Annotated in this window: 10 protein-coding genes; 8 read left to right on the top strand and 2 right to left on the bottom strand. The window is 63.9% G+C overall.

Annotation, left to right across the window (positions count from 1 at the left end):
• Position 1: 1 nt before the first annotated feature.
• Entirely contained in the window at positions 2–2,311 is a 2,310-nt protein-coding gene (locus tag BH682_RS18325) for an FdhF/YdeP family oxidoreductase (RefSeq protein WP_030536640.1), read from the bottom strand.
• A gap of 121 nt (positions 2,312–2,432) precedes the next feature.
• On the opposite strand from BH682_RS18325, the gene BH682_RS18320 reads away from it, so the two are divergent.
• From BH682_RS18320 to BH682_RS18310, 3 genes are all read left to right on the top strand, one after another.
• Positions 2,433–3,440, top strand: a complete 1,008-nt coding sequence (locus BH682_RS18320; RefSeq protein WP_030536639.1) for an iron-siderophore ABC transporter substrate-binding protein — start codon at positions 2,433–2,435, stop codon at positions 3,438–3,440.
• A 63-nt stretch (positions 3,441–3,503) separates the two neighbouring features.
• Positions 3,504–4,118: a GNAT family N-acetyltransferase gene (locus BH682_RS18315; RefSeq protein ID WP_042450225.1), complete on the top strand. Its 615-nt coding sequence runs from the start codon at positions 3,504–3,506 to the stop codon at positions 4,116–4,118.
• A gap of 12 nt (positions 4,119–4,130) precedes the next feature.
• A complete protein-coding gene (locus BH682_RS18310; RefSeq protein ID WP_050654660.1) occupies positions 4,131–6,164 on the top strand; it encodes a S9 family peptidase in 2,034 nt (677 codons plus the stop codon).
• 71 nt (positions 6,165–6,235) lie between these two features.
• On the opposite strand, the gene BH682_RS18305 is transcribed toward BH682_RS18310, so the two are convergent.
• Positions 6,236–6,937 (bottom strand): hypothetical protein, encoded by a 702-nt coding sequence (locus tag BH682_RS18305; protein ID WP_019749074.1) that lies wholly within the window; start codon positions 6,935–6,937, stop codon positions 6,236–6,238.
• A 172-nt stretch (positions 6,938–7,109) separates the two neighbouring features.
• Here BH682_RS18305 and BH682_RS18300 point away from each other — a divergent pair, with 172 nt between their 5' ends.
• The 5 genes from BH682_RS18300 (at position 7,110) to BH682_RS18280 (ending at position 15,796) form a co-directional block, all read left to right on the top strand.
• Positions 7,110–9,791, top strand: coding sequence for a valine--tRNA ligase (locus BH682_RS18300; protein ID WP_064074827.1), 2,682 nt, complete (start codon positions 7,110–7,112; stop codon positions 9,789–9,791).
• Entirely contained in the window at positions 9,788–11,227 is a 1,440-nt protein-coding gene (gene folC, locus BH682_RS18295) for a bifunctional tetrahydrofolate synthase/dihydrofolate synthase (RefSeq protein ID WP_030536635.1), read from the top strand. The genes BH682_RS18300 and folC overlap by 4 nt, the downstream gene beginning before the upstream one ends.
• Positions 11,224–11,664 (top strand): DUF4233 domain-containing protein, encoded by a 441-nt coding sequence (locus tag BH682_RS18290; protein ID WP_003944448.1) that lies wholly within the window; start codon positions 11,224–11,226, stop codon positions 11,662–11,664. Before folC ends, BH682_RS18290 begins: the two co-directional genes overlap by 4 nt.
• 18 nt (positions 11,665–11,682) lie before the next feature.
• Positions 11,683–12,102 carry a nucleoside-diphosphate kinase gene (ndk, locus tag BH682_RS18285; RefSeq protein ID WP_003944527.1) on the top strand — a complete coding sequence of 140 codons (420 nt, stop codon included), beginning with the start codon at positions 11,683–11,685 and terminating at the stop codon, positions 12,100–12,102.
• A 448-nt stretch (positions 12,103–12,550) separates the two neighbouring features.
• Positions 12,551–15,796 carry a translation initiation factor IF-2 N-terminal domain-containing protein gene (locus tag BH682_RS18280; RefSeq protein WP_075833657.1) on the top strand — a complete coding sequence of 1,082 codons (3,246 nt, stop codon included), beginning with the start codon at positions 12,551–12,553 and terminating at the stop codon, positions 15,794–15,796.
• Positions 15,797–15,971 lie beyond the last annotated feature (175 nt).

Below are 15,971 nucleotides of genomic sequence, written 5' to 3'. Positions count from 1 at the left end.
CTCAGGCGCCCGATGCTTCGAGTCGAACGGTGACGGCCTTCGACACCGGCGTGTTCGACTTGGCCGCAACGTGTTCGAGGGGAACGAGCGGATTTGTCTCCGGGTAGTACGCCGCAGCATTGCCGCGCGGGGTGTCGTAGGAGACGATGCGGAATTCCGTGACCCGACGCTCTTCGAGTGTGCCGTCGGGTGTTGTCCACTCGGACACGATGTCGACGAGATCGCCGTCACGGAATCCGAGCGCGGTGATGTCTTCGGCGTTGACGAGGATGACTTTGCGTCCGCCCTTGATGCCGCGGTATCTGTCGTCGAGGCCGTAGATCGTGGTGTTGTACTGGTCGTGGCTGCGCATCGTCTGCAGAATCAGGCGCCCACTCGGAGTGGGTATCCAGTGCAGGTCGTTCACGCCGAAGTTGGCTTTGCCGGTGTGCGTGCGGAACTCACGCGAGTCACGCGGCGGGTGGGGGAGTTGGAATCCGTCTGGCTCTCGAACGCGGGAGTTGTAGTTTTCGCAGCCTGGCACTACCCGTGAGATGGAATCGCGGATCAGGTCGTAGTTGCCCTCGAAGGCCGACCAGCGGACGGAGTGATCGTTGCCGAGTAGTTCGCGGGCGAGTTGGCAGATGATGGCGACTTCGCTACGCAGGTAGGGGCTGACCGGTGTGAGGCGTCCGCGCGACAGGTGCACCATGGACATCGAATCCTCCACGGAGACAAGCTGCTTTCCGCCGGCTTGGACGTCGAGGTCGGTGCGTCCGAGGGTGGGGAGGATGATCGCGGTCTGCCCGTGGACCACGTGACTGCGGTTCAGCTTGGTGGACACCTGCACGGTGAGTTCGCATTGACGCAACGCTGTTTCGGTCGCTGCGGTGTCCGGGCTTGCCTGGATGAAGTTGCCGCCCATCGCCATGAAGAAGCTTGCCTTGCCTGCGTTCATGGCGCGGATTGCGTCGACGGTGTCCCATCCGTGCTTGCGGGGACTCGAGATCGAGAACTCGGTGTCGAGCGCGGCCAGGAACTCTTCCGGCATCTTTTCCCAGATGCCCATCGTGCGGTCACCCTGGACATTGGAGTGTCCTCGCACCGGACAAACGCCGGCACCGGGTTTGCCCATCATTCCACGCATGAGCAGCAGGTTGACTGCTTCTTCGATGGTGGCGACTCCGTGTGTGTGCTGAGTGATCCCCATGGCCCAGCAGGTGACGGTTCGCTCGGATCGGGCAAGTGCGGCCGCCGTTTCCTCGAGCTGTGCCATCGACAGACCCGTTGCCTCGAGTACCGTGTCGAGATCGACCGCGCGGATGTGCTTCTCGTATTCGTCCCAACCGGCGCAGTACCGGTCGACGAAGGCACGGTCGACGACCGTCCCGGGAGCGCGATCTTCCTGCTCGAGCAGCAGCTTCCCCAGGCCTTGGAACAGCGCCATGTCGCCGCCCAGCCGGATCTGCAGGAACTCGTCCGCGATGTCGACTCCGTGCCCGATCACGCCGGACACCTTCTGTGGATCCTTGAACCTGCGCAATCCCGCCTCGGGCAGAGGATTGATGGCAATGATCTTGGCGCCGTTGCTCTTTGCCTTCTCCAGCGTCGAGAGCATTCGAGGGTGGTTGGTGCCGGGGTTCTGTCCGGCGATGAGGATGAGATCGGCGTTCTCGAGGTCGGGAACCGTCACCGAGCCTTTGCCGATGCCGATGGATTCGGTCAGTGCGCTTCCGGACGACTCGTGACACATGTTGGAACAGTCGGGCATGTTGTTGGTGCCGTAGCTGCGAATCATCAACTGGTAGAGAAACGCGGCTTCGTTGGACGTGCGACCGGAGGTGTAGAACACCGCTTCGTCCGGCGATGCGAGGCCGTTCAGATGTTCGGCGATCAGTGCGTACGCGCCGTCCCAGTCGATCGGCCGGTAATGGGTTGCTCCCGGCGTCAGGACCATCGGGTGCGTCAGTCGCCCCTGCTGTCCGAGCCAGTAGTCGGTCTTGCCTTCGAGATCGGCGATCGAGTGCTCCGCGAAGAATTCGGGTGTGACGGTGCGAAGCGTTGCTTCCTCGGCGACAGCTTTCGCTCCGTTCTCGCAGAATTCGGCGGGCTTGCGATGTCCGGGAGTCTCCGGCCACGCACACCCCGGGCAGTCGAAGCCGTGTCGCTGGTTGAGTCTGGTGAGCGTTCGGGCGGTCCGCAAGGCTCCCATCTGCTCGATTCCTCGTTGCAGCGACACCAGAACGGCCGGAACTCCGGCGGCGTAGTCCTTGGGGTGCGTGACTTCGAGATCCGATTCGTCGATGTCCTTCGAGGGGCCCTGGCGCGTCATGTCTCCATAGTGGCCCGAACGGCGCGGTACTGCCATCGAATGGGCCGGTCGAACTAGCCGGAATGAAGCTTTCATCGGCTAGCCTTACCTACCGAACCAGCAGACTTTAAGGGGTAGGAACATGGATCGAACGGACGCAGGTCGGCTGACCCGGCGCGGATTTCTGATCGGCACGTCGGGAGCGTTGCTGGCATTCGCCGCAGCCTGCTCCAGTTCGAACGACGAGGACACACCTCCCAGCGGTGACTCTGCGGAATCGATCACCCACAAGTTCGGGGCTACGGAGTTGCCCAAGGATCCGCAGCGGATCGTCAGTGTCGGATACAACGATCAAGATGCGATCCTGGCGCTCGGTGGGACCTTGGTCGGAACCTTCGACTGGTACGGCGATTACCCCTACGGAGTGTGGCCCTGGGCGCAGCCGCTGCTGAACGGGGCGACTCCCGAGATCATCGGAACTGCGGGCACCACCATTCAGATGGAGAAGGTCGCTGCCACGACACCCGACCTCATTGTCGGCACCTACTCCGGGCTCACTCAGGCGCAATACGACAAACTCAGTGCCATTGCGCCGACGGTGGCGCAGCCCAAGGAGTTCGCGGATTACGGAATCCCCTGGCAGAACCAGACGACCATCATCGGCGAAGCGTTGGGGCAGCAGGGTAAGGCCACCGAGCTGATCGCCGGCGTCGACCAGAAGTTCGCCGACGTGAAGACGGCCAATCCGGCGTTTGCCGGCAAGACCGTTCTGGTCGGCGCGTTGAAGGGGCCGGGGCAGTTCGGGGTCTACGGACCGGAAGACCCGAAGGTGCGGTTCTTCACCGAACTCGGATTCGTGAATCCGCCTGTCACCGATCAGATCACGGGTAACTTCGCCGAGATCAGCACCGAGCAACTCTCGCTCGCGGACGTCGATGTACTCGTCTGGTACGCCGGTGGCGGCTACGGCGACAAGCTTCGCGCGGAGCTGGACAAGACCCCGATCTACCAGGAACTCGACGTCGTGAAGGACGGCCGCGCGATCATTCTGGAAGACGCTGCTGCCGAAGCCATGACGTGGAGCACCGTACTGAGCTTGCCGTACGCGCTCGAACAGATTCCGCCGCGGATTGCGGGCTTGCTCGTCTGATCGGTTCAAGGACAGCGCTGTTCAAAGTCCAGTGATTCGGACAGTCGGCGGTACTCTCGCCTCATGGGTGTACACGTACGGCCGGCTGTCCGATCCGATATTCCGGCACTGTCGGCAGTGTTGGCCGAGGCGTTCGAAGATGATCCCTTGATGGCGTGGATGTTGCCGGACGAGGCCACCAGGGCTGATCGCCTGACGAAACTGTTTGCCGCAGAAGCTCGTTACCACCACCTCGCCGGGGGCGGCGTCGAGGTGGCCACCGACGACAACGGCCTGATCGGCGGGGCAACTCTGTGGGATCCGCCGGGGCGGTGGAAGCAGTCGTGGATTTCCGGGCTCGTGAGCCTGCCCGCAATGGTGCGTGTCTTCGGCAGGGGGCTTCGACACGCGGCCGAGGTCAGCTCCGTTCTCGAAGGAGCACACCCGAATTCGCCGCACTGGTATCTCGCGACCGTCGGGACCGGCAGCGCGGCGCGCGGTGGGGGATACGGCAAAGCGCTGCTGAACTCTCGGTTGGAGCGTTGTGACCGTCAACATGTCGACGCTTACCTCGAGAGCAGCAAGGAATCGAACATCCCGTACTACAACCGCTTCGGTTTCGAAGTGACCCGTGACATCGTCATGCCAGGCGGCGGGCCGACGATCTACGCAATGATGCGTCAACCGCGGGGCGCGTGATACGAACTAGTGGTGACCCAGATTCCCGAGCTCCACGCAGGCACACCGTTCGACGAACTCGACGACTACATCGCTCTGGCCAGGTTGTCCGGCCTGGTGTTGTCACCTGACGGCTCGCTGCTGATCTGCGCGCGCGCCGTTCTCGACGACAAGAGCGCCGAATACGTGTCCTCGTTGTGGGAGATCGACCCGGAAGGCCGGCGTCCTGCGCGTCGGTTGACCTGGGGTTCGACCAGCGAGTCCGGTGCTGCCTTCGCGTTCGACGGCGACGTGCTCTTCACTGCCACGCGAGCCGTGCCGGGCGAGAGTGATCCGCAACCAGCACTCTGGCGCCTACCAGCGGCGGGCGGAGAAGCTCAGCTGCTGATCTCGCGTCCCGGTGGTGTCTCGTCGGTATCAGCGGCGAAGGCGGCGCCGACGTTCGTGGCCCAGACGTCGGTCATGGCTTCGGCGATCAGCCTCGACCAGGACGATCAGGTGCGATCGGCGCGCAAGGACAAGAAAGTCACGGCGATGCTGCACACCGGTTATCCGGTGCGCCACTGGGACCACGACCTGGGCCCCGATCATCCGCATCTGGTTGTGGCCGAGACGGATTCGAAGGAATCCGTCGAGTTGCGGGACATCACACCGACGGCAGGCGCAGCGCTGCGGGAGACGTCGACCACGATTTCCGACGACGGTCTCTTCGTCGTGACCACGTGGACTGTCGGCGATGCGAGTGCCGCCCGCCGATCGACGTTGGTTCGGATCGACACGGTGACCGGTGACCGAGTCACGCTTGTCGACGAGGCCGACGCGGACGTCTACAACCCGGTGCTCTCGCCGGACGGAACCAAGCTCGCGTTCATCCGGGAGACACTCACCACACCGGAGTCCGCACCACGAATGACTCTGCAGCTCTACGACTTCGGATCCGGTGCCGTGACCGGCGTCGCCGACGGCTGGGATCGCTGGCCTACCTCACTTGCCTGGCTACCCGACGGATCCGGGCTGGTCGTCACCGCTGACGACGGCGGCCGCGGTCCGATCTTCACCATCGACCTGTGGGGCCAACCAGTGCGCCTGACAGCCGACGACGCGGCGTACACCGACCTTCGAGTGGCGCCGGACGGTGAGTCGATCTACGCGTTGCGAGCCTCGTACGAAGCGCCCCCGCACGTGGTGCGGGTCGATCTGCGATCAGGTGAGATCACCGCACTTCGTGGGCCCGACACTTTGCCGGAGCTGCCGGGAACACTGACCGAGATCACCGCGCGTGCCGAGGACGGTTCGACGGTGCGTAGCTGGTTGGCGCTGCCGACGGGCGCCGCGCCGCATGCACCGGTGCCATTGCTTCTCTGGGTCCACGGCGGCCCACTCGGTTCGTGGAACACCTGGTCCTGGCGGTGGAATCCGTGGCTGCTCGTCGCCAAGGGCTATGCAGTACTGCTACCAGATCCCGCGCTCTCGACCGGATACGGCCAGGACTTCGTCCAGCGGGGGTGGGGTCAGTGGGGCAAGGCGCCCTTCACCGATCTGATGGCGATCACCGATGCTGCTGTCGCCCAGCCCGAGATCGACCCCAAGCGAACCGGCGCGATGGGTGGTTCGTTCGGTGGTTACATGGCCAACTGGATTGCCGGACATACCAACCGTTTCGACGCCATCGTCACCCACGCGAGTCTGTGGGCACTCGATCAATTCGGCCCGACGACGGACGCTGCCTGGTACTGGCAGCGCGAGATGTCGCCTGAGATGGCCGTCGAGAATTCGCCGCATCTGTACGTCGCGGACATCACGACTCCGATGCTGGTCATCCATGGCGACAAGGACTACCGGGTTCCGATCGGTGAGGGCTTGCGACTCTGGTACGAACTGCTTGCCGAGTCAGGTCTGCCCGCCGACGACGACGGGAAAACGGACCATCGCTTCCTCTACTTCCCCGACGAGAATCATTGGGTGCTCAAGCCGCAGCACACCAAGATCTGGTACGAGGTGGTCACCGCGTTCCTCTCCGAGCACGTTCTCGGCGAAGATGTCGCGCTACCGGAGATTCTGGGCTGAACCCGCGCGTGCCTCGTTCGGATGAAACACCGAACGAGGCACGAGCGTCTTCGCGTGGATCCGGACCGGAATCAGGCGCCGGGGCAACGAACGGTGTACGACCACTCGGTGTGGTCAGGGCCCGTGACGCGAACCAGAACGGACGACGCCCCACCGGCGGGCACGTTGACGACAGCTGAACCAGTTCCCTCGTTGATGTTGTCGCCGATGTATCCGGTGCTGTGGATCAACCGACCTTCGTAGTACACCTCGATCAGGTCCGGGACGTTTTCGGTCTCGTAGCCGAGCACGAACGAGGTCGGGCCACCGCGGCCGAGTTCGTGCTTGGTGCTGGTGATTCCTGCGCCGCCCGAGACGGTCGAGGCGTCGCAGCGCTGCGTGGGCGCAAACGATCCGCCGCCGCCGCTGCCGCTGGCCAGGCCACTGAGAATGTCCCTGACGTTGCCACTGGCCAGGCCGTTGACGATGTCCGTCGCGCTGGTCGAGCCGGCGTTCAGGCCGCCGAGGACGTCGTTGAGGTTCCCGGTGGCGATCCCGCCGACGATGTCACCCACGCTGCCGCTGGCGATGCCGTTTGCGATGTCGTTCCCGATATCGCCGACGCTTCCGTTGATCGTGGCGCTGCCACTGTCGATGCTTCCTTGCACACTTTCTTCGATGCCGGGGGCAGCGGACGCAGTCGCCGGAAGCACGAGGGCAACCGCCGCTCCGATCGTCGCGGCCGCCGCCAAGGTTCGAACGCCGGGACGGCGAGAACTCCAGTTGTTCAACATATTTGCTCCACGGGTAGTTGGTCGGTCGTCCTTCAGAGCGATCCTGTCAGCCGAGCGGATCGGTGAATATCGTTTGTTCGGCTGACCCCGGACCGCGGGGCAGTCGTTCGTGTGCGCCGCGGCGGCCGACGGGCGAATTCGTTCACGACGGGGGAGTCATTAGGATCAAGTGGTGACCAGTGCAGCTCCAGAGAACCCCCAGACCCCCGCCGACGCCCTACCCAAGAGCTGGGACCCCAGCGCGGTAGAGGCCGATCTGTATCAAGGCTGGGTAGACGCCGGGTACTTCCAGGCCGACGCGACCAGCGACAAGCCCGGCTACTCCATCGTGCTGCCGCCCCCGAACGTCACCGGCAGCCTGCACATGGGCCATGCCCTGGATCACACCCTCATGGACGTGCTCAGCCGTCGCAAGCGGATGCAGGGCTACGAGGTGCTGTGGCTGCCAGGCATGGACCACGCCGGTATCGCCACGCAGTCCGTCGTCGAGAAGCAACTCGCTGCCGACGGAAAGACCAAGGAAGATTTCGGCCGCGAGCTGTTCATCGACAAGGTCTGGGACTGGAAGCGCGAATCCGGTGGAACAATCGGTGGCCAGATGCGGCGCATCGGTGACGGCGTCGACTGGAGTCGTGATCGTTTCACGATGGACGAGGGCCTCTCCCGCGCCGTCCAGACCGTCTTCAAGCGCATGTTCGACGAGGGCCTGATCTACCGCGCCGAGCGTCTCGTGAACTGGTCGCCGGTGCTGCAGACCGCGATCTCCGACATCGAGGTGAAGTTCGAGGACGTCGAGGGTGAGCTGGTTTCCCTGCGCTACGGCTCGCTCGACGACAACGAGCCGCACGTCATCGTCGCGACCACTCGCGTCGAGACGATGCTCGGTGACACCGCAGTAGCGGTCCATCCCGAGGACGAGCGCTACAAGCACCTCATCGGCACCACTCTCGATCATCCGTTCACCGGGCGTCAGATCCCGATCATCGCCGACGACTACGTCGACCCCGAGTTCGGAACCGGCGCTGTGAAGATCACGCCGGCTCACGATCCCAACGACTTCGAGATGGGCCTGCGGCACAACCTGCCGATGCCCACAATCATGGACAAGACCGGCAAGATTGCCGACACCGGAACCGAATTCGACGGAATGGACCGCTTCGAGGCTCGCGTCAAGGTTCGCGAAGCTCTCGCCGAGCAGGGACGCGTCGTCGCCGAGAAGCGCCCGTACCTGCACAGCGTCGGGCACTCCGAGCGCAGTGGCGAGGCCATCGAGCCTCGTCTCTCGTTGCAGTGGTGGGTCAAGGTCGAGACGCTCGCCAAGGCTGCGGGTGACGCGGTTCGCAACGGGGACACCGTCATTCACCCGGCGAGCCAGGAGCCACGCTGGTTCGACTGGGTCGACAACATGCATGACTGGTGCATTTCCCGTCAGCTCTGGTGGGGTCACCGCATTCCGGTCTGGTACGGCCCCGAGGGTGAAGTTGCGTGCTTCGGTCCTGACGAAACGGCGCCGGAAGGCTGGGTCCAGGATCCCGACGTCCTCGATACCTGGTTCTCCTCCGGACTGTGGCCCTTCTCGACGATGGGCTGGCCGGACAATACGCCCGAACTCGAAAAGTTCTATCCCACCAGCGTTCTCGTCACCGGCTACGACATCCTGTTCTTCTGGGTCGCCCGCATGATGATGTTCGGCACCTACGTGTCCGAGGACGAGTCGATCACCGCCGGTCCGGGTAAGTCCGGCGCGCAGATGCCGTTCAAGGACGTGTTCCTGCACGGACTGGTCCGCGATCAGTACGGCAAGAAGATGTCGAAGTCTCGCGGCAACGGTATCGACCCACTCGACTGGGTCGATCGTTTCGGCGCCGACGCCCTGCGATTCACACTTGCACGCGGCGCCAACCCGGGCAGCGACCTGTCCGTCGGTGAGGATTCGGCGCAGTCCTCGCGCAACTTCGCGACCAAGTTGTTCAACGCGACCAAGTTCGCTCTGATGAACGGCGCTGCTCCCGCGCCGTTGCCCGCTCGAAGCGAACTGACCGACGCCGATCGTTGGATCCTCGACCGTCTCGACACGGTCCAGGCCGAGGCGGACGCCGCATTCGATCGCTACGAGTTCAGCAAGGCGTGCGAAGGCCTGTTCCACTTCGCGTGGGACGAGGTCTGTGACTGGTACCTCGAACTCGCCAAGGTGCAGTTCGCCGCCGACGAGGCCGTCGCCGCGAACACCCGCGCCGTGCTCGGCAACGTTCTCGATGCACTGCTCCGCCTCCTGCACCCGGTCATTCCGTTCGTGACCGAAACCCTGTGGAAGGTGCTCACCGGCGGCGAGTCCGTGGTCGTCGCCGAATGGCCCGTGTTGTCCGGTGAGGCAGTCGACGCCCAGGCCGCAACCAGGATCGAAGACACGCAGAAGCTGATCACCGAGGTGCGACGATTCCGAAACGATCAGGGACTCAAGCCTTCCCAGAAGGTCCCGGCTCGTGCGTCCGGGCTCTCGGAGGCCGGCATGGACGGCCAGTTCGCCTACGTGGCGGCGCTGGCCAAGCTGACCGAACCCGAAGAGGGATTCACCGCGTCGATCTCCGTCGAGGTGCGCCTGAGCCAGGGCACCGTCACTGTCGACATCGACACCTCGGGCACCATCGACCTCGGCGCGGAGAAGAAGCGGCTCGAAAAGGACCTCGCGGCAGCGCAGAAGGAGCTCGTCACCGCTGACAACAAGCTGGCGAACGAGGCCTTCCTGGCGAAGGCGCCCGACGCCGTCGTCGACAAGATCAAGACACGTCGCCAGATCGCCGTCGAAGAGATCGAGCGCATCACGGGACGTCTGAAGGAGTTGGCCGACAAGTGAGTTCGTACGAACCGTCCCAATTCGACGCTCAGAGTTCGGTTCCGACTCCGGTCGACATCGCCGAACTGGCGCTGGTGGAAGCAGAACTCGACAAGCGTTGGCCCGAGACCAAGATCGAGCCGTCACTGACTCGTATCGAGGCGCTCATGGATGTCCTGGGCTCGCCTCAGCACAACTATCCGTCGGTGCACGTCACGGGAACCAACGGTAAGACGTCGGTGACGCGCATGATCGATTCGTTGATGACGGCTCTGCATCGTCGCACCGGGCGAACCACCAGCCCTCATCTGCAGATCGCGACCGAGCGGATCAGCATCGACGGTCATCCGATCTCGCCGCGGCTCTACGTGGACACGTTCCGCGAGATCGAGCCGTACGTGCAGATGATCGACGCACAGTCGGAGGAAGCCGGGGGACCGGCGATGAGCAAGTTCGAAGTGCTCACCGCCATGGCCTATGCGGCCTTCGCGGAGGCGCCGGTCGACGTCGCCGTGGTCGAGGTCGGCCTCGGCGGACGCTGGGACGCCACCAACGTGATCGACGGGCAGGTTGCGGTGATCACCCCGATCAGCCTCGATCACGCCGAGTACCTGGGCACCGACCTGGCCGGGATCGCGGAGGAGAAGGCCGGGATCATCAAGAAGGGCCGCGAGGACCTGGTTCCGGTGGACACCGTCGCGATCATCGCCGAGCAGACTCCCGAAGTCATGGAGGTATTGCTGCGGCGTGCTGTCGAGGTGGAGGCCGCGGTCGCTCGTGAAGGCTCGGAGTTCAAGGTGCTTGCTCGCCAGATCGCGGTGGGCGGACAGCAGCTCGAACTTCAAGGCTTGAGCGGTGTGTACACCGACATCTTCCTCCCCCTTCACGGTGAGCATCAGGCGCGCAACGCCGCGCTCGCGCTCGCTGCCGTAGAAGCGTTCTTCGGTGCCGGTCCGGATCGACAACTGGATCAGGATGCAATCCGCAACGGGTTCGCCTCGGTCGTCAATCCCGGTCGCCTCGAACGTGTTCGGAGTGCGCCGACGGTCTTTCTCGACGCCGCCCACAATCCAGACGGTGCTCGCGCTCTCGCGGCCGCACTGTCCGCCGAGTTCGACTTCCGCAAGCTTGTGGGAGTGGTCAGCGTCATGGCGGACAAGGACGTCGACGCCATCTTGACTGCATTCGAATCCGTCTTCGACGAGATCGTCGTCACCCACAACGGGTCACCCCGGGCGATGGACGTCGAAGAACTGGCGAACATCGCCGTCGCGAAGTTCGGCGACGAGCGCGTCGTCGTTGCGCCGGTGCTTGCCGACGCCTTGGAAGTCGCGATCGAAATCGCCGAGCAGGTCGCCGAACCCGGTGAGGCCGTATCAGGGGCGGGTGTGGTGGTGACGGGATCCGTCGTGACCGCAGGCGCCGCCCGCACGCTGTTCGGAAAGGACCCCGCGTGAGTACCCCGTCAGATGCCAATCCCGAGTCCGGAGACCACGAGCCCGGAGACACTGCCGGCGAGTTCGGGCCGCCGACCAAGGACCCGTGGAAAAGCTTCCGCGGAGTGATGGCCGGAACCCTGATCCTCGAGGCGATCGTCGTGCTGCTGGCTTTGCCGGTTGTCGCGGTCGTCGGCGGAGGCCTCACCGCGGCCTCCGCGGGATTCATCATCGGGTTGGCGGTACTGATGATTCTGGGTGCGGGCATCCAGGGCAAGCCGTGGGCGATGGGGTTCAACGTCGCGCTGCAGGTGATCCTTCTGTTCGGTTTCTTCGTCCACCCGTCGATCGCCGGTGTGGCGATCACCTTCGGGATCGTCTGGGGATACCTCGTCTACCTGCAGAGAGACATCAAGCGCCGGATGGACAAGGGCCTGCTTCCCGGTCAGCGGGACTGACCATTTAGGCTGTCCGCTGTGACTGAGCGCACCCTCGTACTTATCAAGCCCGACGCCGTTGCCCGTGGATACGTAGGAGAAATCCTCAGCCGTATCGAGCGCAAAGGCCTGACAATTGCAGCACTCGACCTCCGCGTAGCTTCCGAAGAGGTGGCTGGTAGCCACTACGCAGAACACGCCGAGCGTCCGTTCTACCCGAGCTTGTTGGAGTTCATCACCTCCGGTCCGCTGGTGGCCGCAGTGCTCGAAGGCCCCCGAGCCATCGCTGCTTTCCGTCAGTTGGCCGGCGGAACCGACCCGGTCGACAAGGCTCTTCCGGGTACGATCCGCGGCGACTTCGGACTCGAAGCGCAGCAGAACCTCGTTCACGGCAGCGACTCCGTGGAGTCGGCAGAGCGTGAAATCGCTCTGTGGTTCCCCGCGCTGTCGTCCATCTGAATCTCCGATCGGGCCTCTGGCCCACATGAACGGGCCTTCGGCCCACATCTCCACAGCGAATTCTCGGCACGTATCCCACATCGGTGCGCCCTTTGCAGTTGCAGGCGCGTTGGTGTGGGATACTGCTTTCAGTTGAACCGCAATTTGTTTTACGCACGTTCAACCGGATGACACCTAGGTTCGATGCCCTTTCATCGCTGCTCCAGGTCAACAGGAAATCCCTGGACCTCTGCACGCTGGATGATCAGGCGCTCGCGCACAGGACAACGGCCATCCAGCCAGGCACTTCATGTGCTCGCAGTGAATAACGGGCATTGCGGACCATGCGGAGCGAGACCTTACAATCTCGTACTCACTTCTGAGTGCGAGTACACACAGCACGCTCCCGCGTGGCCGCGTGACAACTCGACTTCTGGGTTGGACGCGCCCGGGGGCTGAGGAGACTTACGTGGCCGATCAATCCCCAACCGAATCAGATTCCAGCACCACCCCGGAATTTCCCGACAAGATGCGCGTACACGCGCTGGCGAAGTTGCTCGGCGTCACCAGCAAGCAGGTCCTTGCCGAAGCCGCAGCGCTCGGTACCGAATTGCGCAGCGCGCAGTCGAGTCTCCACCGTGACGTCGCTCAGCGGATTCATGCCTCGTTGGCTTCCGCGGCCGAGGCCATCGAGCCCGTCGTCGCCGAGCTCGACACCCTCATCGACCCGGTTGTCGAGGCGCCTGTTGTCGAGGAGCCTGCTGCAGAAGCTCCCGTGGAGGCTCCTGTTGCAGAGGCTCCGGCCGAGAAGCCTGTCAGGGCTCGTCGCACCCGCAAAAAGGTCGTCGTCGAAGAACCTGCAGCAGAAGAAACAGTGGATCCGGCTGTCGCCGAGATCAGCGCTGGACTCGACGCCGCTGCTGCGCTGCAGAGCAAGGAAGCCGAGCAGTCCGATCTGTTCACTTCCTTCGAGGCGCCGCAGACCCATCAGCCCGAGGTGGCTCCCGCCGCGCCGCAGGTCCCGCTGTTCCTGCAGCCGGATCTCGAAGCCGCCGAGGTAGCTCCGCGTCGCCGTCGCGCACGCCGCGAGCCTGCTGCACCGGCGGTCGTCGAAGAGAAGCAGACAACCGCGGAAGCCGAAACCGTCGTTCCCGAGGCAGCGCCGGTTGCAGTTCCTGCCGTCGAAGAGCCGGCTGTGACCGCACCGCAAACCGAGGGCGAGAGCGCCGAGTCCGAGGACGAGGACGACGATCAGCCGCGTCGCCGTCGTCGTGGACGCCGTGGACGTGGACGTGGTCGCGGTGAACAGGGTGGCGAGCAGGGTTCGGACGAAGAGTCGGATACCGCTACCGAATCGGAGCAGGAATCTGCCCCTGCGGCAGTCGAGAAGCAAACCGACGACGCTGCCGGCGAAGAATCCGGTGATAAGTCCGAGTCCACCGCTGATGCGGATTCCGAGAATGCCGACGATTCCGATCTCGATGCCGACGGATCGAGCCGCCGTCGCCGCCGTCGTCGTCGTCGCAAGACCGGCACCGACGGCGCCACCGACGCGACTGCGACGTCCGAGGACGATCCGCCGAACACCGTCGTTCACGAGCGCGAACCTCGCAACAAGACCCGCGTCAAGGACGAGGTCCAGGGCATCAGTGGTTCGACACGTCTGGAAGCGAAGCGTCAGCGTCGCCGCGACGGTCGTGACGCCGGCCGACGTCGCCCACCGATCCTGACCGAGTCGGAGTTCCTCGCGCGTCGTGAGGCCGTCGATCGCGTCATGGTTGTGCGCGATCGGGCAGACAGCGGTCAGCCGCATGCGACTACACAGGTAGCAGTCCTCGAAGACGGAGTGCTGGTCGAGCACTTCGTCACCAACTCGGCGTCCGCGTCGATGGTCGGCAACGTGTACCTCGGACGTGTCCAGAACGTGCTCCCCAGCATGGAAGCTGCGTTCATCGACATCGGACGTGGCCGCAACGGTGTTCTCTACGCCGGTGAGGTCAACTGGGAGGCTGCCGGTCTCGGTGGCAACTCGCGCAAGATCGAGCAGGCCCTCAAGCCGGGCGATCAGGTGCTCGTTCAGGTCAGCAAGGATCCGGTCGGTCACAAGGGTGCTCGACTGACCACACAGATTTCGCTTGCCGGTCGTTTCCTCGTCTACGTGCCCGGTGGTACGTCCACGGGTATCAGCCGCAAGCTTCCGGACACCGAGCGCAAGCGTCTCAAGGAAATCTTGCGCGACATCGTGCCCGCCGACGCGGGCGTGATCATTCGCACGGCGTCCGAGGGCGTCAGCGAAGAAGAGTTGGCGCGCGACGTGACTCGTCTGCAGGCTCAGTGGGCCGGCATCGAGGAGCAGGCTGCGGCTGCGGACACCGGTAAGTCCGGCAACCCGCAGGCGCTGTACGAAGAGCCTGACATGCTGGTCAAGGTCATTCGTGATCTGTTCAACGAGGACTTCTCCAAGCTGGTCATCGAGGGCGAGAAGGCGCACACGACGGTCGAGAACTACATCAACTCCGTTGCGCCCGACCTGCTTCCGCGGCTCGAGAAGTACACGCCGAACAACGGTATCGACGTCTTCGCGGCTCGCCGTATCGACGAGCAGTTGGCCAAGGCACTCGATCGCAAGGTGTGGCTGCCGTCCGGCGGCACCCTGGTGATCGACCGCACTGAGGCCATGACCGTCGTCGACGTCAACACCGGAAAGTTCACCGGAGCCGGCGGAAACCTCGAAGAGACCGTCACCCGTAACAACCTCGAAGCGGCCGAGGAGATCGTTCGCCAGATGCGCCTGCGGGACATCGGTGGAATGATCGTCGTCGACTTCATCGACATGGTTCTCGAATCGAACCGGGACCTGGTCCTGCGTCGGCTCACCGAATGCCTGGGTCGCGATCGCACGCGCCATCAGGTGTCGGAGGTCACGTCACTCGGGCTCGTGCAGATGACGCGCAAGAAGTTGGGCACCGGATTGGTCGAGGCCTTCTCGACCACCTGTGAGCACTGCCACGGCCGCGGCATCATCGTCCATTCCGAGCCCGTCGAGGTGAAGTCCTCGGACGACGGAGGATCGCGTTCGGGCTCGCAGCGCAGTGATTCCGGTACCTCGCGCAAGAACAAGCGTGGCCGCGGAGACAAGTCGGCTTCGACCGAGTCCAACGGACAGGAAGCTCCGGCGCCGGAGGTTCCGGCTGTCGACGCGACCGTCAAGCGGGCTCATCCGGTGGCATTGGCGATGGCCTCGCATCACCACGACGACGACGAGACCGTCGCGGCCGACTCGATCGAGTCTGATTCCGCCGGTACGTCTTCGGGGGACGATGCATCCAAAAGTGCCGATCGGCAACAGGATCGGCCGATCGATACTCCTGCTGCTTCTGAGCGCCATGACGTTTCTGTTGTGGACTCTGCTGCGGAAGAAGTATCCGCAGTGGACAACGAGTCGGCAGCACCTTCGACCGAAGCAGCTCCGCGAGGTCGTCGGCGTAGTCGCCGGGCGTCGCGGGCAGCGTCGGCACCGGTTGCCGAGGCAGCTCCCGAGGTGGGCACGGTCTTCGTGATTCCGACTCCGGAACCCGTGACAGAAGCGGTCGTGGAAAATGTTCCGGCTCCGGCCACCGAAGCTCCGGCTGAGGAAGAAGTTGTCGTCGTCAAGCGACCCCGTCGCAGGCGTTCAGCAGCACGTCCCGCAGGGCCTCCGGTAGACGGAGAGTAAGAACTACTGGCTTTCGGTCGGTTGGATGACTTCGCGATGAGCGAGGACATCCAACCGTTATCCGAAGTTTCAGCTGGTAGAAGCAGTACAGAGTAGTAAGCACCACCCCTCGGCGGGGCGGTTTGACCCTGACGGTTGCTTTCCCGTAACCTTGGAGGGTCGCCACCCGGCGGTA

Origin of the sequence: Rhodococcus sp. YL-1, from assembly GCF_001942025.1 — a bacterium.
In the GTDB taxonomy this organism is placed as follows: domain Bacteria; phylum Actinomycetota; class Actinomycetes; order Mycobacteriales; family Mycobacteriaceae; genus Rhodococcus_F; species Rhodococcus_F qingshengii.
Note: the sequence above shows the minus strand (reverse complement) of the source record. Positions and strands in the feature narration are given on the sequence as shown.